The sequence below is a fragment of the Paracoccus gahaiensis genome, from assembly GCF_005048225.1.
Classification (GTDB): Bacteria; Pseudomonadota; Alphaproteobacteria; order Rhodobacterales; family Rhodobacteraceae; genus Paracoccus; species Paracoccus gahaiensis.
Window position 1 is genome coordinate 54339 of sequence record NZ_SUNI01000002.1, and the last position, 17290, is coordinate 71628.

Below are 17290 nucleotides of genomic sequence, written 5' to 3' on the forward strand. Positions count from 1 at the left end.
TCAATGACGATGAAATGCACCATATCCTCCGATATGCTGTACGTCACCGACGCCATCGCCATTGAGGAATGGGAACTGTCCGAGCAGTTCACCCGGTCGCAGGGACCGGGCGGACAGAACGTGAACAAGGTCGAGACGGCGGTCGAGCTGCGTTTCGAGGCGGCGCGGTCTCCCAGCCTCTCCGATCCGGTCAAGCGGCGGCTGCAGCGGCTGGCCGGGCGGCGCTGGACGTCCGAGGGGGCGCTGCTGATCCTGTCGCAGGAAACCCGCAGCCAGGCGCGCAACCGCGAGCTGGCCCGCGAGCGTCTGGCCGACCTGATCCGGCAGGCCTTGGCCGCGCCCAAACGGCGCATCGCCACCCGCCCGACCCTGGGCAGCCAGCGCCGCCGCCTGAAGGCCAAGACGGTGCGCGGCGAGGTCAAGACCCTGCGCGGCAAGGTGGATGACGGCGAATGAAGACCTGGCGCCGGACCTTCGACATGCTGCTGGGCCGGCGCCCCGACCCGATCCAGGTCGGCGCCGTCTGCCGCGATCCCGCGACGGGGCAGATCCTGCTGATCACCAGCCGGGGCACCGGACGATGGGTCATCCCCAAGGGCTGGCCGATGAAGGGGCGGACCCTGTCGGGCGCCGCCGCGCAGGAGGCCTGGGAAGAGGCCGGGGTGCGCGGCCGCATCCGCCCGGGCGAGCTGGGCCGGTACCGCTATGACAAGGCGCAGGACGAGGGCTTTGCCGTGCCCATCGACATGCGGGTCTTTCTGCTGGACGTGGACAGCATGACCGGGGATTTCCCCGAACGCCGCCAGCGCAAGCGCCGCTGGTTCGCGCCGCAGGATGCCGCGCGCATGGTGGTCGAGCCCGGGCTGCAGCAGATCCTGGCGGGGCTGCCCGACATCGCCCTGCCGTCCAAACCCGGGAAGATCCGCAAGACATGAGCCGCCGTCCCGGCTTTCGCGCGCTGGACAAGGATCTGGGCCGTCTGGCCCGCACCGAGATTGCGCAGATGCATGCGATCCGCCCGATCCTGCGCCTTGGGCTGGGGATTCTGGCGCTGGTGGGCGCGTTGATGGTCGCGATGGCGCTGTCGGGCGCCGCGCCCGGCGTGCTGGCCCTGGGGGCGGGGCTGGTCGTCGCCGCCTGGCTGGGCATCGCGATCGGAGCCAACGACGTGGCGAACTCGCTTGGCCCCGCCTTCGGCGCCGGGGCGATCCGGCTGCTGCCGGGCCTGGCGCTGGTCGCGATGGCGGGAATCACCGGGGCGGTGCTGGCGGGCGGGGCGGTCTCGGCCCGGCTGGCGCAGGGCATCGTCGAGCTGGGCGACGTGGCGCAGGGCGTGCGGGCGCCGATGGTGATGGTGGCGGCCCTGATCGGGGCGGCAAGCTGGATCACCCTGGCCACCGCCGGCAGCCTACCGGTCAGCACCTCGCATTCCATCGTGGGCGGCATCGTCGGCGCGGGTGCCGTGGCCTTCGGCCCGGGCAGCGTGGCCTGGGGCACGGTGGCGATGATCGCCTCGGTCTGGGTGGCCACGCCGATCCTGTCGGGCGCGCTGGCAGGCGCGCTGCTGATCCTTCTGCGCCTGAAGGTGGTCGGGGTCGCCGATCGCGCTCAGGGCGCGCTGCGCTGGCTGCCACCTCTGGTCGGGCTGATGTCGGGCACCTTCGCGGCCTATGTCATGATCCTGCTGCAGGGCGGCCCGGGACCCGAGCTGGCGGTGGCACTGGCCCTGGGGCTGGCGGGGCTGCTGGCCACCCGCCGGGGCGTGCGGCAGGAACTGGCCCGCGACCCGCACAAGCCCGCCACCCGGCGCCTGCTGCGCCCGGCGGTGCTGCTGGCCGTGTCGATCCTGGGCTTTGCGCATGGCGCCAACGATGTCGGCAATATCGCCGGCCCGCTGTCGGTGATCCTGCAGGGCCAGGCGGTCGCACCGGGCCTGAGGCTGGGGCCCGGCGTGGTCCCGGTGCTGGTCCTGGTCTGCGGCGGGCTGGCCATCGCCACGGGGACGCTGCTGTTCGGACGCCGCGTGGTCCACATGGTCGGCAGCGGCATCACCCGGCTGAACGCGGGGCGGGCCTTCTGCGTCTCGCTGGCGACCGCAATCGTGGTGATGAGCGCCTCGGGGCTGGGACTGCCGGTCTCGACCACGCATGTGGCGGTGGGCGGGGTCTTCGGCGTGGGCTTCGCGCGCGAATTTCTGGACCGCCGCCGCGACAGCCGGGCCGATGCCCTGCCCGCCGAGGAGACCCGCCGCCGAATCCTGGTCCGCCGCAGCCATGTCGTCACCATCACCGCCGCCTGGCTGGTGACGCTGCCGATCACCGCCCTGCTGGGTGCGCTGGCCTGCCTGCTGCTGCTTTGGGCGACGGGCGTCTAGGCCCGCGTCAAGACCCTCAGACCGAGACCGCCAGCGCCTGCTGCGCACCCACCCCGAAGACCCGCTTGTAGCGCGCGATCTCGGAGGCAGGGCCGGTGGCCTTGGCGGGGTTGTCCGACAGCTTGACCGTGGGGCGTCCGTCCGCCGCCACGGCCTTGCAGACCAGGCTGAAGGGCGCCAGCCCGTCGCCGGGCACCAGCCCCCGGAAATCGTTGGTCATCAGCGTGCCCCAGCCGAAGCTGACCTTGACCCGGCCATGAAACTGCCGGTGCAGGGCGATGATCCGGTCCACGTCCAGCCCGTCGGAAAAGATGATCAGCTTGCCGCGTGGATCCTCGCCCCGGTCCCGCCACCAGCGGATCGCGTTTTCCGCCCCGGTCGCCGGATCGCCGCTGTCGATGCGGATGCCGGTCCAGCCCGCCAGCCAGTCGGGCGCCCCGGCCAGGAACCCCTCGGTGCCGTAGGTGTCGGGCAGGATGATGCGCAGGTTGCCCTCGTGCTCCTCGTGCCAGTCGGCCAGCACCTCGTAGGGCGCGGCCCGCAGGCCTGCGTCGCTGTCGGCCAGCGCGGCATGGACCATCGGCAGCTCATGCGCGTTGGTGCCGATCGCCTCGATTTCGCGGCGCATGGCGATGGCGCAGTTCGAGGTGCCGGTGAAGCGGTCGCCCAGGCCCTCCATCATCGCCTGCACGGTCCAGTCCTGCCACAGGAAGCTGTGGCGGCGCCGGGTGCCGAAATCGGCGATGCGCAGGTCGGGCAGATCGCGCAGCGCCTCGATCTTTTCCCACAGCCGGGTCATGGCGCGGGCATAGAGGACCTGCAGCTCGAACCGGCCCAGATCCTTCAGCACGGCGCGGGACCGCAGCTCCATCAGGATGGCCAGGGCGGGGATCTCCCACAGCATGACCTGGGGCCAGGGGCCCTCGAAGGTCAGCTCGAACTGACCGTCGCGCTTGTCCAGCTGATAGGGGGGCAGGCGCAGCCCTTCCAGGAACTCCATGAAGTCGGGGCGGAACATCTGGCGCTTGCCATAGAAGGTGTTGCCGCGCAGCCAGGTGCTTTCGCCGCGCGTCAGCGACAGGGTGCGGACATGGTCCAGCTGCTCGCGCAGCTCGCCCTCGTCGATCAGCTCGGCCAGGCGCACGTCGGTGCTGCGGTTGATCAGGCTGAAGGTCACCCGCGTGTCGGGGCTGTTGCGATGAACCGACTGGCACATCAGCAGCTTGTAGAAATCGGTGTCGATCAGCGACCGCACGATCGGGTCGATCTTCCATTTGTGGTTGTAGACGCGCGTGGCGATATCGACCATCGGTGCTGATCCCTCAAGATTTGGCCCTTGGTGCCCAAAAGCGGGCGGGCGCGCAAGCCTCAGGCCAGATGGACGCCCGCCCGCCGCATCCCGTCCTGCGCCGCCTGCAGGCTGCCCCCGGTGTCGATGGCGCGGCAGGCGTCCTGGATCACCTGCACTTGAAAGCCGAGGCGTGCGGCGTCCATCGCGCTCCAGCCGACGCAGAAATCCAGGGCCAGACCCGCAAGGGTCAGCTGGTCGATGCCCCGCTCGCGCAGGTATCCGGCCAGCCCGGTGGGCGTGGTGCGGTCGTTCTCGAAGAAGGCCGAATAGCTGTCGATGCCGCGCCGGAACCCCTTGCGCAGGATCAGGTCGGCGCGGTCCGTCGCCAGCCCCGGATGGAACGCCGCGCCCTTCGAGCCGATGACGCAATGCGCGGGCCACAGGACCTGCGGGCCATAGGGCATCTGCACCTGGGAAAAGGGCGCGGCCCCGGGATGGGTATCGGCGAAGCTGGCGTGATCCGCCGGATGCCAGTCCTGCGTCAGGATCACCGCATCGACCCCGTCCATCAGGGCGTTCACCGGCGCGACGATCTCGTCGCCCCCCTGCACGGCCAGCGCGCCGCCGGGACAGAAGTCGATCTGCAGGTCGATGACGATCAGGGCGCGGGGCATGGCGGTCCTTTCCGGGCGGGGGCGATCCCCCATCGGACCGCGCCGGCGGGCCAGGGTCAAGACCCGCGACCGGCACTGGCGGCGATTCCGCGATTGCGTTAGGCGGGCGTCAGCATAGGCTGAGCCAAACCAGGGAGGACCCGATGGGCATCAAGGACGATCTGCACCATCCCGCCACATATGACGAGAACGAGACGCCGACGCGCTCTGCCCGGATGATCTGGGGCCTGCGGGCCGTGGGTCTGGCCATGGCCGCGCTGGTTTGGATCCTGCTGGGCGGGCAGGAGGGCCTGTCGGCGGATGCGCGCATCGTCGCCGCCGTCGGCACGCTGATGGCCGTGTGGTGGATGACAGAGGCGATCCCGCTGTCGGCCACCGCCCTTCTGCCCATCGTGCTGATCCCCGCCCTGACCGAGACGACCGTGGCGCAGGCGACCCAGCCCTATGCCAGCTCGATCGTGTTCCTGTTCCTGGGCGGCTTCCTGATCGCCATCGCGATGGAGAAATGGCACCTGCACACCCGCGTGGCCCTGCTGACCCTGCGCAAGGTGGGCACCGCGCCGCGCCAGATCGTGCTGGGCATGATGCTGGCCACGGGCTTTCTGTCGATGTGGGTGTCCAACACCGCCACCACGCTGATGATGCTGCCCATCGGCCTGTCGGTCCTGTCGCTGGTCGTCGACCGCAGCTCGCGCCAGGACGGCGCGGCGGCCGAGGATGCGCTGAAGGGCGGCGCGACGATCACCGATGTCGTCAAGGACCCCAATATCAGCGCCTTCGGGGTCTGTCTGGTGCTGTCGATTGCCTGGGCGGCCTCGATGGGGGGCCTGGGCACGCTCTTGGGCAGCCCGCCCAATGCCATCGTCGCGGGCTATGCCTCGGACGAGCTGGGCCGCGAGATCGGCTTTCTGGAATGGATGATCCTCGGCACGCCGCTGGCCTTCATCTTCATCATCATCGCGTGGTTCCTGATGACCCGGGTCCTCTACCGCTTCGATCTGCCCGAGATCCCCGGCGGGCGCGAGATGATCGAAGAGCAGGTCCGTGGTCTGGGCCCCCTCAGCCAGGGCGAACGGATGGTGCTGGGCGTGTTCCTGGGCGCCGCCTTCCTGTGGATCGTGCCGGGTCTGCTGGCCACCATCCCCGCCATCGGCGCCGCCGCCCCCTGGCTGGACAGCCTGGACGACACCGCCATCGCCATCGGCGCCGGTCTGGTGATGTTCCTGCTGCCCGGCAAGGGCCGCGACCAGATGGTGCTGGAATGGAAGGATGCCGAGGCCGGCCTGCCCTGGGGTGTGCTGCTGCTGTTCGGGGGCGGCCTCAGCCTGGCCTCGGCCGTGGCCTCCTCGGGGCTGGACGGCTGGTTCGGCCAGCAGGTCACGGGGCTGGGCTCGCTGCCCACGATCCTGCTGGTGGCGTCCGTCGTCACGATCATCCTGTTCCTGACCGAGATCACCTCGAACACCGCCACCGCCGCGACCTTCATCCCGATCCTGGGCGGCGTCGCCCTGGGCATCGGGGCGGATGCGATGACACTGCTGATCCCGGCGGCGCTGGCCGCGACCTGCGCCTTCATGCTGCCGGTGGGCACCCCGCCCAATGCCATCGTCTTCGGCACCGGCACCGTGACCATCGCGCAGATGGCCAAGGGGGGCTTCGTGCTGAACATCGTCGGCATCCTGCTGATCACCGGGCTGACCTATCTGCTGGGCGGCCTGGCCCTGGGCCTGACCTTCTAGGACCTTGCCTTGGCGGGCGCGGCTGTCTAAAGCCGCGCCCATGCCCACAGTCGCCGCGCTCTATCATTTCGCCAGGCTTCCCGACGCTGCCGCGCGGCAGGCGCCGCTGCTGGCCCTGTGCCGGGCGCAGGGCCTGTGCGGCACGCTGCTGCTGGCGCCCGAGGGCATCAACGGCACCATCGCCGGCCCGCGCGATGGCATCCTGACGGTGCTGGACCATCTCCGCGCCTGGCCCGGCTTCGCCGCGCTGACCTGGAAGGAAAGCGCTGCCGACACTCCGCCCTTCGCCCGCATGAAGGTCCGCCTCAAGCGCGAGATCGTCACGATGGGCCAGCCCGACGTGGACCCGGTGGCGGGGGTGGGCCGCTATGTCGCCCCGGCCGACTGGAACGCGCTGATCGCCGCCCCCGACGTGGCGGTCATCGACACCCGGAATGACTACGAGGTGCAGATAGGCACCTTCCGGGGCGCCGTCGATCCGGGCACGAAAAGCTTCCGCGACTTCCCCGCCTGGTGGGCCGCCAATGCCCACCGCTTCCAGGGCAAGCGCATCGCGATGTTCTGCACCGGCGGAATCCGCTGCGAGAAGTCGACGAACTACCTGCTGTCGCAGGGGGTCCCCGAGGTCCATCACCTGCAGGGCGGCATCCTGAAATATCTCGAGGAGATCCCCGAACAGGACAGCACCTGGCAGGGCGACTGCTTCGTCTTCGACCAGCGCGTCAGCCTGACCCATGGCCTGGCCCCGGGCCGCCACGGCCTCTGCCATGCCTGCCGCCGTCCGCTGGCCCCCGAGGACCGCGCCCGCCCCGAATACGAGGAAGGCGCCTGCTGCCACCGCTGCGCCGACGAATATACCGAGGCCGACCGCGCCCGCTTTCGCGAGCGCCAGAGACAGGTCGACCGCCTCCCCTGACCTGCTTGGGTCTTTAAATATCCTCGGGGGGAGGCGCCGTCAGGCGACGGGGGGCGGACAGCCCCCCTTGCGAGCTCAGCCCTGCGCGCCCACGCCGCCGGCCGCGATGGCCGCCATGTTCAGGATGTCGCTGACCGTCGAGTTGGTCGAGCAGATCTGGATGGGCCGCGCCACCCCGGTCAGGATCGGCCCGATCACTGTCGCCCCCGCCATCTCCTGCAGCAGCTTGACCGAGATCGAGGCCGAATGCCGCGCCGGCACCACCAGCACGTTGGCGGGCGCGGTCAGGCGGCTGAAGGGATAGCGGGCGGCCGCCTCCATGTTCAGCGCCACATCGACGGTCATCTCGCCCTCGTATTCGAAGTCCGCCCCGCGCGCGTCCAGCACATGGGCGGCCTCGGACATCTTGGTGGCGCGCTCGCTGACCGGATAGCCGAAATTCGAGAAGGACAGGAAGGCCACGCGCGGCTCCAGCCCAAGGGTGCGGGCCACGGCGGCGCCGCGGGTGGCGATCTCGGCCAGATCCTCGGCCTCGGGCCATTCATGGACCAGCGTGTCGCCGATCAGCACGATCCGGCCCCGGTGCAGCACGGCGGTGATGCCCACCGCCCCGTCCTGCGGGCGCACGTCGAAGACCTGCCCGATCTGCGCCAGCACGGGGGCGTTCTTGCGCGTCACCCCGGTCACCAGCCCGTCGCCATGCCCATGCGCCAGCATCAGGGCCGCAAAGACATGGCGGTCGCGATTGGCCAGCTTGAAGGCATCCTCGCGGTCCACGCCCTTCCGTTGCAGGCGCTGGTACAGGAACTCGTGATAGCTGTCCAAGTGGCGGGTATTGGCGGCGTTGACGACGCTGATCTCGCGGAAGGCATCGCCCATGCCCAGGGCCTCCAGCTCGGCCTTGACCTCGGCCTCGCGGCCTACGACCAGCGACTGGCCCATGCCACCCCGCTGCCAGGCGACGGCGGCGCGCAGCACGCGCGGATCGTCGCCCTCGGCGAAGATCATCCGGGCCTGCTTGGACCGGGCGCGGGCATGAAGCCCCTGCAGGATCGCCGCCGTCGGGTCCATGCGGTTCTTCAGCGTCTGGACATAGCCCTCCATGTCGATGATCGGGCGGCGGGCCACGCCGGTGTCCATGCCCGCCTTGGCGACGGCTGGCGGGATGACATGGATCAGGCGCGGGTCGAAGGGGGTCGGGATGATGTAGTCGCGCCCGAATTGCAGCTTGCGGCCATAGGCGATGGCGACCTCGTCGGGGACATCCTCGCGCGCCAGCGCGGCCAGGGCCTCGGCGCAGGCGATCTTCATCTCGTCGTTGATGGCGCGGGCATGGATGTCCAGTGCGCCCCGGAAGAGATAGGGAAAGCCCAGGACGTTGTTGACCTGGTTGGGATAGTCGCTGCGCCCGGTGGCCACGATCGCGTCGGGGCGGACCTCATGGGCCTCTTCGGGGGTGATCTCGGGATCGGGATTGGCCATCGCGAAGATCACCGGGTTGTCGGCCATGCTGGCAACCATGTCCTGCGTGACGGCGCCCTTGGCCGAGACGCCCAGGAACACGTCGGCGCCCTTCATGGCGTCGGTCAGGCTGCGGGCGTCGGTCACCACCGCATGGGCCGATTTCCACTGGTTCATGCCCTCGGTCCGGCCCTGCCAGATCACGCCCTTGGTGTCGCACATGATGCAGTTGTCATGCCGCGCGCCCATGGATTTCAGCAGTTCCAGACAGGCGATGCCGGCAGCGCCCGCACCATTGAGGACGATGCGCACGTCCTCGATCTTTTTCCCCGACAACTCCAGCGCGTTCAGCAGGCCCGCCGCGCAGATGACGGCCGTGCCGTGCTGGTCGTCATGGAAGACCGGAATGTCCATCAGCTCCTTCAGGCGCTGTTCGATGATGAAGCATTCGGGCGCCTTGATGTCCTCCAGGTTGATGCCCCCGAAGGTCGGGCCCATCAGCTTGACGGCATTGATGAACTCGTCCGCATCCTCGGTGTCCAGCTCGATGTCGATGGCGTTCACGTCGGCGAAGCGCTTGAAGAGCACCGCCTTGCCCTCCATCACCGGCTTGGAGGCCAGCGCGCCCAGATTGCCCATCCCCAGGATCGCGGTGCCGTTCGAGATGACGGCGACCATGTTGCCCTTGGTCGTGTAATCATAGGCGGTCTCGGGCCGGTCGGCGATGGCCTGCACGGGCACCGCGACGCCGGGCGAATAGGCCAGCGACAGGTCGCGCTGCGTGGTCATGGGGGTCGAGGGGACGATGTCGTATTTCCCCGGGCGCGGCTCCATGTGATAGGCCAGCGCCTCTTCGGGGGTGATGCGGGTGCGGCTGATCTTGTCGGTCATGGGGTCCCCCCTTGGGCATTACGTCGCGTCTGCTTAGCGCGTCATCCCTGCCGCATCAACGCGCATGCCCGGCGGGGGCGCTGACGGAGGGGCAGAGGGGGCGCTGCCCCCGTCCTTCGGACTCCCCCGGGATATTTCCGCCAAGATGAAATCGGAGGTGGCCCCGGGGCTCAGAGGGTGACCTTGACGAAGCTGTCGCGCAGGGCGGCGGACCAGGCGGCGCTCATCTGCGCGAAGTCGGGGTCGCCGTCGAGGATGCGGCGGCGGGTGGTCACGGCGCAGGCGCCCTGTTCGATCACCGCCATGTCCAGCGGCATGCCGACCGAGAGGTTCGAGCGCAGGGTCGAATCCATCGACAGCAGCACCGCCTTCTGCGCATCCGCCAGGCTGGTGGCGGGGGTCACGACGCGGTCGAGGATCGGCTTGCCGTATTTGTGTTCGCCGATCTGCAGGAAGGGGGTGTCCTCGGTCGCCTCGATGAAATTGCCCTCGGGATAGATGAGGAACAGGCGCATGTCGCCGCCGGCGCGCTGCCCGCCCACGATCATGCTGGCCGAGGCCTGCTGCTTCAGGTCGCGGCACTGTTCGGCGATCTCGCGCCGGGTGCGGGTCAGCGTGTCGCCGATGATCGTGGCGACGCGCAGCATGGTGGGGGCCTTGAGGATCGAGGTCGTCTCGTCGGCCAGCTCGTCCTCGATCGCCTCGTCGAGGCGCGCGATGGTGGTCTGGGTGACCGAGAGCGAGCCCGCGGTCATGATCGTGATGATGCGTTCGCCTGGGTTCTCGAAGAAGAACATCTTGCGATAGCACGAGATGTTGTCCAGCCCCGCATTGGTGCGGGTGTCCGACAGCAGCACCAGCCCGGCATCCAGTTTCAGCCCGACGCAATAGGTCATCGGCATGTCTTTCCGTTTCTCGATCCGGCGAAGACTAGGACCGGGGCACGGGGGGCGCAATCGCTCGTTTCGGGGGAGGGGCGGCAGGAGGGCGCCTGTCGTCAAACTGTGGGTCGCCTCGGCCTTGGAAATCGCCCATCCTGCCGCTGCCATCACCAAGGAAGGACAACCATGACCCAGATCTTTGCCCTGTCGCGCCGCGGGTTCCTGTCATCGGGGGCCGCCGGGCTGTCGCTGATGGTGCTGCATCCCTATTCCGCCCGGGCCGAGGCGGGGCAGGCGCATCTGCGGATCATGGAGACGACCGACCTGCACGTCCATGTCTGGCCCTACGACTATTATGCCGACCGGCCGATCGACACGGTGGGCCTGTCCCGGACGGCGGCGCTGGTCCGTGCCGTGCGGGCCGAGGCGACGAACAGCCTGCTGCTGGACAATGGCGATTTCCTGCAGGGCAACCCGATGGGCGATTACATCGCCTATGAGCGGGGCATGCCCGAGGGGGCGTCCCATCCGGTCATCCAGGCGATGGACGCCCTGGGCTATGACGGCGGCACGCTTGGCAATCACGAGTTCAACTATGGGCTGGAGTTCCTGGAGCGCAGCCTGGCGGGGGCCGGCTGGCCGGTGGTCTGTGCCAATGTCGAGACCGTGGACGGTGGCGGCGCGACCCTGGTGCCGCCCTATGCCGTGCTGGAGCGCGAGCTGGTCGACGGGGCGGGCGAGGCCCATCCGATCCGGATCGGCATCATCGGCTTTGTGCCGCCGCAGATCATGCAATGGGACCGCGCCCATCTGGAGAGGCGCGTGACCGCCCGCGACATCGTCGAGGCGGCCGGGGAATGGGTGCCCCGGCTGCGCGCCGAGGGTGTCGATCTGGTCATCGCGTTGTGCCATTCGGGGATCGGCGCGGCCACGCACGAACCGGGGATGGAGAATGCGGCCATCCCGCTGGCCGGGGTCGAGGGGATCGACGTCATCCTGACCGGGCATTCGCATCTGGTGTTCCCCGGCCCGGATTACGAGGAGGCCGAGGGCGTGGACGTGGCCGCCGGCACCATCGGCGGCACGCCCGGGGTGATGGCGGGGTTCTGGGGCTCGCATATGGGGCTGGTCGATCTGCTGCTGCAGCGGCAGGGCGACGGGTGGGTGGTGGCCAGCCACGAGGTCGAGGCGCGGCCGATTTCCGAGCGCGATGCCGAGAACGAGGTCGTGGCCCTGGTCGAGAGCGTGGCGGCCATCGAGGCGGCGACGGCGACCGAGCATCAGGAGACGCTGGATTACGTGCGCCGCCCGGTCGGGCAGACCAGCGCGCCCCTGTACAGCTATTTCGCGATGGTGGCGGATGATCCCTCGGTACAGATCGTCTCGAATGCGCAGAGCTGGTACATCGCGCAGATGCTGGCAGGGACCGCGCATGAGGGGCTGCCGATCCTGTCGGCGGCGGCGCCCTTCAAGGCGGGCGGGCGCGGGGGCCCGGACTATTATACCGACGTGCCGGCGGGCGACATCGCGATCCGCAACGTGGCCGACCTCTATCTGTATCCCAACACCATCCGCGCGGTGCGCGTCACCGGCGCGCAGGTCAAGGATTGGCTGGAGCGCAGCGCCGGGGCCTTCAACCGGATCGTTCCGGGCGAGGCGGACCAGCCGCTGCTGAACCCCGACTTTCCCAGCTTCAATTTCGACGTGATCGACGGGGTGACCTATCGGATCGATCTGTCGCAGCCCGCGCGCTTCGACGGCGAGGGGGCGGTCGTGGAGCCGGAGGCCAGCCGCATCACCGACCTGGCCTTCGACGGGCAGCCGGTCGATCCAGAAGCAGAGTTCATCATCGCCACCAACAACTACCGTGCCTCGGGTGGCGGGGCGTTCCCGGGGGCGGACGGGTCGACCATCGTCTTCGAGGGTCCGGACACGAACCGCGACGTGATCGTGCGCCATATCGTCGAGCAGGGGGTCATCGATCCGGCGGCGGACGGGAACTGGTCATTCGCGCCGATCGAGGGGGCCTCGGTCCTGTTCGAGACGGGGCCGGGGGCGGCGGCCTATCTGGACGATGTCACTGCGCTGCAAATCGAGGCCGCGGGCAAGACGGCCGAGGGGTTCGTGCGCTATCGCATCACCTTGTGACGGAGGCCGGACGGGGGGACGGTGGCCGGTCCGGGGGCTTCGCGCCCCCGGACCCCCGCGGGATATTTTCGCCAAGATGAAGGGGAAGGCCGGTCTACTGCGGCATTTCCTCGACGCGGACGCTGACATCGAGCTCCTCGGCGCCGGTGCCCATGGCGATGCCGCGAATCGGGGCGGCGTCGGCGGAATCGAGGCCCGAGCCGAGCCGGACATAGCGTTCGTCCGGGCAGCAGCGGTTGGCCGCGTCGAAGCCGATCCAGCCCAGCCCCTCGACCTGGATCTCGGCCCAGGCATGGGCGGCGTCATGGGCCTGCCCGTCGATGGTCGAATGCAGATAGCCCGAGACGTAGCGGGCGGGCAGGCCGCGCAGGCGCGCCAGCGCCGTCAGTGCATGGGTGTGGTCCTGACAGACGCCCTCGCCCAGGGCCAGGGCCTGGGCGGCGGTAGTGCCGGTCTGGGTGACGCCGGGGCGGAAGGCGATGCGGTCGCTGACCGCCGCCGACAGCTTGTGCGCCAAGTCCAGCTGGTCGGTCGTGCCGGTGATGCCGAAGGCCAGGTCGCGCAGCGCCGGGTCGGGGCGGGTGACCGAGGTGTCGCGCAGATAGGTCAGCGGATTGATCATCTCGCGATGGCCGCGCAGCACGCCCGCCATGTCGCGCGTGTCGATGCGCCCGTCGATGCGGATGGTCACGTGATCGACCGGGCCGCGCACGGTCCAGCCCTCGATCCAGTCGCCGGCGCCGTCGCGAAATCCCGGGCCCCGGATGCCGCCCGACACGTCGATCGTCCAGGAGTGCACCTTCTGCCCTTCGAAGACCGAGGGGGTCAGGCGCAGGCTTTGCACCAGATTGCGGATCGGCTGGTCGTAGCGATAGACGGTTTCGTGCGAAATGCGCAGCTTCATGGCTCACGCCCCTCCCAGCAGGTAATCCTGGTGCACCAGGTTCGAGATCTCGCCCAGTTCGCGGATGAACCAGCTGAGGAATTCGTGCAGCCCCTCGTCGAAGATCATCTCGATGTCGCGGGCCTGCAGCGCGGTCAGCACCTCGCGCGCCTTGTCGCGGGCCGAGACCGGCACCCCGTCGCCATAGCGCCGTGCCAGCCCCTCGAGATGCCAGACCGTCTCGTAGAGCGAGGTGATCAGCGCGCGGGGGGATTCGCCGTTCAGGATCAGGAAATCGGCCACCTGTCCCGCGGTGATGTCGCCGCCATAGGCCCAGTGATAGGCCCGGTGCGCGGACAGCGCGCGCAGGATCACCTGCCATTGATAGGTGTCGAGGCCCGAGCCCACGAATTCGATGCGCGGCAGCAGGACGAAGTATTTCACGTCCAGGAGGCGGGCCGTGGCATCCGCCCGTTCCAGACCATAGCCCAGGTTCATGAAATGCCAGCCGTCGTTGCGAAGCTGCGTCGCATTGATCGCACCGCGCACGGTCGAGGTGTGGCCGGTGGTGAAATCGGTCAGCGAGGCCGTGTCCAGCTTGGAGCGGGGCAGGCGCTCGATCTTGCGCAACTCCTGATAGGACACGTTCAGCGCGTCCCAGACCTGGCTGGTCAGGGCGGTGCGCACGATGCGTCCCGATTCGCGGGCCTTTTCCAGGCAGCTGGCCACCGAGGAGGGGTTGGCGCGGTCGAAGAAGATGAACTCCTCGATGTTCTCCTGGGTGATGTCGCCGTATTTCTCGCGGAACAGGTCCGAACTGCCCGAGGCCTGCAGCAGCGAGTTCCATTCGTTCTGATAGCCCAGCTCGGTATTGGGCAGCAGCGTGATCCGCTGGCCCACGTCCAGCAGGCGGGCGGCGGTCTCGGCCCGTTCCAGGTTGCGGCCCATCCAGAACAGGTTCGACGCGGTGCGGCTGAGCATTGTGGCTCCCCCTCTCATTCGGACAGGACCCAGGTGTCCTTGACGCCCCCGCCCTGCGAGGAATTCACGACCAGGCTGCCGTCGCGCAGCGCCACGCGGGTCAGCCCGCCCGGCACCAGCTCGATCCGGTCGCCGCAGAGGCAATAGGGTCGCAGGTCGACATGGCGGGGCGCGATCCCCTCCTCGACGAAGGTGGGGCAGGTGGACAGGGCCAGCGTGGGCTGGGCGATGTAGTTCGACGGGTTGGCCTGGATCTTGAGGCGGAAGGTCTCGATTTCCTCGGTGGTGGATTTCGGACCGACCAGCATGCCGTAGCCGCCCGATCCATGGACCTCCTTCACCACCAGCTCGGGCAGATGTTCCATGACATAGCGATAGTCGTCGTCCTTCCACAGCGTCCAGGTCTGGACGTTGTTCAGGATCGGTTCCTCGCCCAGGTAGAAGCGGATCATTTCGGGGACGAAGGTGTAGATGGCCTTGTCGTCGGCCACGCCCGCGCCCGGCGCCGAACAGATCGACACCCCGCCCGAGCGATAGACATCCATCAGCCCCGGGATGCCCAGCATCGAATCGGGGCGGAAGCACAGCGGGTCCAGATAGGGGTCGTCGATCCGGCGATAGATCACGTCGACGCGCTTGGGCCCGGTGGTGGTGCGCATGTAGACGAACTCGCCGTCGACGAACAGATCCTGCCCCTCGACCAGTTCGACGCCCATCAGGTTGGCCAGGAAGCTGTGCTCGTAATAGGCGCTGTTGTAATGGCCCGGCGTCAGGATCACGCAGGTGGGGCGGTCGCTGCACTTGGCGGGCGCCACCGATTCCAGCGTGCGGCGCAGCAGGTCGGGATACTGGTCCACCGGCTCGATCCGGTTGTTGCGGAACAGCTGCGGGAACATGCGCATCATGATCTCGCGGTTTTCCAGCATGTAGCTGACGCCGGACGGCGTGCGGCAGTTGTCCTCCAGCACGTAGAACTCGTCCTTGGCGGTGCGCACGAGGTCGATGCCGATGATGTGGGAATAGATGCCGCGCGGCGGGACGACGCCCACGACCGACTTCTCGTAGGCCTCGTTCTGATAGACGAGGCGTGCGGGGATGCGGCCGGCGCGGATGATCTCGCCGCGGCCATAGACGTCGCGCAGGAAGGCGTTCAAGGCCCGGGCGCGCTGCTTGATGCCGCGCTCCAGCCGCCGCCATTCGGCCTGCTCGAAGACGCGGGGCATCATGTCGAAGGGGATCAGGCGGTCCGGATCGCCGCCCTCGCCATAGACGGCGAAGGTGATGCCGATGCGCCGGAACAGCGCCTCGGCCTCGGCCTGCTTCATCTGGCGGAAATCGTCGGGCATCGTCTCGACCCAGTCCCGCAGCCGGGCATAGGGATCGCGCACGCGGTCGCCTTCGAACATCTCGTTGTAATAACTCATCATCCCCCCATTCTGTGGCACATCGTCCGTCCGGGCTGTTCTGTGACCTTGATGATCCGCGCCCGGTTCCGCGATGTCCACAGAAGAACCGGAGCCGTTGCCTGTTAGTTCCGCATCCTTGGGCAGGGGGTGCGGGCGATCTCGCGCTGTCCCGGGGGCGCTGCTGAAAGATTGTGCAACTTTTGTTAGCTCCACGCCCGCGACCGGGGACCGGGGCAGGATCCGAGATGCAGGGTTCTTCGCCGGTTTCTGCCCGGTTGGTCCTGAGCGCTAACCGGATCGCAACCTTTCGCCGCTAGCGGTGAGGGACACGCGCAAGGAAGGACCCCGCATGCAGTTCATCGTCGAGGATGCCGACACCCATCTGCACATCAAGGTGCTGGACACACGCATCGACGCGGCGATCGCCACGCCGTTCAAGGACAAGCTGCGGGAAATCGTGGCCCCCTGCCGCAAGCCCGTGCGGCTGGACATGGCGGCGGTCGATTTCATGGACAGCTCGGGGCTGGGGGCGATGATCGCCGTCCGCAAGAGCCTGCCCGAGCATCTGGCGATGGTCCTGTCGGCGCTGACCCCCAATGTCGAACGCGTCTTCCGGCTGACCCGGATGGATAGCGTCTTCGACCTGCAGCCCCCGCCCCCTCAGAAGGAGCCCGATGCATGATCCCCACCGGACGGTCCAACCCCGACATCGGCTGCTTCGGCAGATGCCGGGCGCAGCCGATGTTCCACCGCGTTCTGGATGCCAACCCCGCCACGGTGCGCGCCGCGCTGCAGGACGTGCGCCAGCGCTTCCTGCCCGAGGTCTGCGAAGACACGCTCGGCCGGCTGGAACTGGTGCTGGCCGAGGTGATGAACAATGTCACCGAACATGCCCCCCACGAGGTCCCGGACCCGACCCCGGATCCGGGCCGATCGCCGGTGATCCATCTGTGCATCGTGCGCCATGATGGCGGGCTGGCCTGCGCGCTGACCGATGACGGCATCTCGCTGCCCGAGGGCTGCATCCTGCCGCGCAGCCTGCCCGCGCTGGTCCCGGGCGATCTGCCCGAGGGCGGCTTCGGCTGGTTCCTGATCCAGGATCTGACGCAGGCGCTGTGCTATTACCGCGAGGACAGCCGGAACTACCTGGCCTTCAGCCTGCCTTTTGCCCTGCCCGAGGCAGAGTGACCGGCCATGCTGCGGCCTTCCGCCGTCCTCAGTTCACCGGACCGGAGGGGAAATAGCGCCCATCCTCGAAGGCGCCGAACCGGTCGGCCAGTTCCGGATGGTCCAGCGGCTCGCCCGACGCATCGGGCTCCAGGTTCTGCTCGGACACATAGGCCACATAATAGGTCGCCTCGGTCTCGGCCAGCAGGTGATAGAAGGGCTGGTCCCTGGAGGGGCGCGACTCCTCGGGGATCGAGGCGTACCATTCCTCGGTATTGGCAAATTCGGGATCGACGTCGAAGATCACCCCGCGAAAGGGCCGCGAGCGATGGCGCACGACCTGTCCCAGGCTGTACTTCGCTTGGCGGCTCTGGCTCTGCATCCGGGGGCTTCCTTTTCTCGCGATCCGCGATCCTGCGCGCAACAGCGCGGTGTCTAGCGCGCCACATCGATTCTGTCCACAACGGGGGCCGGATCC

At 68.5% G+C, this 17290-nt stretch carries 16 protein-coding genes; 8 read left to right on the top strand and 8 right to left on the bottom strand.

The window, feature by feature from the left end; all coding sequences use genetic code 11:
- Nucleotides 1-33 precede the first annotated feature (33 nt).
- From arfB to FA743_RS03360, 3 genes are read left to right on the top strand one after another with little or no spacing between them, the layout of a single operon-like run.
- Complete coding sequence (arfB, locus tag FA743_RS03350) at nt 34-456, top strand: alternative ribosome rescue aminoacyl-tRNA hydrolase ArfB (protein WP_136884475.1); 423 nt, start codon at nt 34-36, stop codon at nt 454-456.
- Nucleotides 453-935, top strand: coding sequence for an NUDIX hydrolase (locus FA743_RS03355; protein WP_136884476.1), 483 nt, complete (start codon nt 453-455; stop codon nt 933-935). The genes arfB and FA743_RS03355 overlap by 4 nt, the downstream gene beginning before the upstream one ends.
- The gene (locus FA743_RS03360; RefSeq protein WP_136884477.1) at nt 932-2374 is read left to right on the top strand and encodes an inorganic phosphate transporter; all 1443 of its coding nucleotides are present in this window, start codon (nt 932-934) and stop codon (nt 2372-2374) included. The genes FA743_RS03355 and FA743_RS03360 overlap by 4 nt, the downstream gene beginning before the upstream one ends.
- A gap of 16 nt (nt 2375-2390) precedes the next feature.
- On the opposite strand, the gene pncB is transcribed toward FA743_RS03360, so the two are convergent.
- Both pncB and pncA read right to left on the bottom strand, forming a co-directional pair.
- Nucleotides 2391-3683 (bottom strand): nicotinate phosphoribosyltransferase, encoded by a 1293-nt coding sequence (gene pncB / locus FA743_RS03365; protein ID WP_136884478.1) that lies wholly within the window; start codon nt 3681-3683, stop codon nt 2391-2393.
- A gap of 59 nt (nt 3684-3742) precedes the next feature.
- Nucleotides 3743-4339: a bifunctional nicotinamidase/pyrazinamidase gene (pncA, locus tag FA743_RS03370; RefSeq protein ID WP_136884479.1), complete on the bottom strand. Its 597-nt coding sequence runs from the start codon at nt 4337-4339 to the stop codon at nt 3743-3745.
- Nucleotides 4340-4482: 143 nt separating this feature from the next.
- Here pncA and FA743_RS03375 point away from each other — a divergent pair, with 143 nt between their 5' ends.
- A complete protein-coding gene (locus tag FA743_RS03375; protein WP_211242186.1) occupies nt 4483-6078 on the top strand; it encodes an SLC13 family permease in 1596 nt (531 codons plus the stop codon).
- Between the two features lie 40 nt (nt 6079-6118).
- On the top strand, nt 6119-6994 hold the full coding sequence (gene trhO, locus FA743_RS03380) for an oxygen-dependent tRNA uridine(34) hydroxylase TrhO (RefSeq protein ID WP_136884480.1): 876 nt from the start codon (nt 6119-6121) through the stop codon (nt 6992-6994).
- A gap of 75 nt (nt 6995-7069) precedes the next feature.
- On the opposite strand, the gene FA743_RS03385 is transcribed toward trhO, so the two are convergent.
- Nucleotides 7070-9334: an NADP-dependent malic enzyme gene (locus FA743_RS03385; protein WP_136884712.1), complete on the bottom strand. Its 2265-nt coding sequence runs from the start codon at nt 9332-9334 to the stop codon at nt 7070-7072.
- A gap of 182 nt (nt 9335-9516) precedes the next feature.
- On the bottom strand, nt 9517-10242 hold the full coding sequence (locus FA743_RS03390; RefSeq protein ID WP_136884713.1) for a proteasome-type protease: 726 nt from the start codon (nt 10240-10242) through the stop codon (nt 9517-9519).
- A 171-nt stretch (nt 10243-10413) separates the two neighbouring features.
- Between FA743_RS03390 and FA743_RS03395 the strand changes: the two genes are divergently transcribed.
- Nucleotides 10414-12375 carry a bifunctional 2',3'-cyclic-nucleotide 2'-phosphodiesterase/3'-nucleotidase gene (locus tag FA743_RS03395; protein ID WP_136884481.1) on the top strand — a complete coding sequence of 654 codons (1962 nt, stop codon included), beginning with the start codon at nt 10414-10416 and terminating at the stop codon, nt 12373-12375.
- Nucleotides 12376-12469: 94 nt separating this feature from the next.
- Here the strand turns inward: FA743_RS03395 and FA743_RS03400 are convergent, their stop codons facing one another.
- From FA743_RS03400 to FA743_RS03410, 3 genes are read right to left on the bottom strand one after another with little or no spacing between them, the layout of a single operon-like run.
- Nucleotides 12470-13279, bottom strand: coding sequence for a transglutaminase family protein (locus FA743_RS03400; protein ID WP_136884482.1), 810 nt, complete (start codon nt 13277-13279; stop codon nt 12470-12472).
- 3 nt (nt 13280-13282) lie between these two features.
- On the bottom strand, nt 13283-14239 hold the full coding sequence (locus tag FA743_RS03405; RefSeq protein ID WP_136884483.1) for an alpha-E domain-containing protein: 957 nt from the start codon (nt 14237-14239) through the stop codon (nt 13283-13285).
- Between the two features lie 14 nt (nt 14240-14253).
- Nucleotides 14254-15666, bottom strand: coding sequence for a circularly permuted type 2 ATP-grasp protein (locus FA743_RS03410; protein WP_136884484.1), 1413 nt, complete (start codon nt 15664-15666; stop codon nt 14254-14256).
- A 328-nt stretch (nt 15667-15994) separates the two neighbouring features.
- Here FA743_RS03410 and FA743_RS03415 point away from each other — a divergent pair, with 328 nt between their 5' ends.
- Both FA743_RS03415 and FA743_RS03420 read left to right on the top strand, forming a co-directional pair.
- A complete protein-coding gene (locus tag FA743_RS03415; protein WP_136884485.1) occupies nt 15995-16327 on the top strand; it encodes an STAS domain-containing protein in 333 nt (110 codons plus the stop codon).
- Complete coding sequence (locus FA743_RS03420) at nt 16324-16833, top strand: ATP-binding protein (protein ID WP_136884486.1); 510 nt, start codon at nt 16324-16326, stop codon at nt 16831-16833. The genes FA743_RS03415 and FA743_RS03420 overlap by 4 nt, the downstream gene beginning before the upstream one ends.
- Nucleotides 16834-16861: 28 nt before the next feature.
- Here the strand turns inward: FA743_RS03420 and hspQ are convergent, their stop codons facing one another.
- The gene (gene hspQ / locus FA743_RS03425) at nt 16862-17194 is read right to left on the bottom strand and encodes a heat shock protein HspQ (protein WP_136884487.1); all 333 of its coding nucleotides are present in this window, start codon (nt 17192-17194) and stop codon (nt 16862-16864) included.
- Nucleotides 17195-17290: the final 96 nt, after the last annotated feature.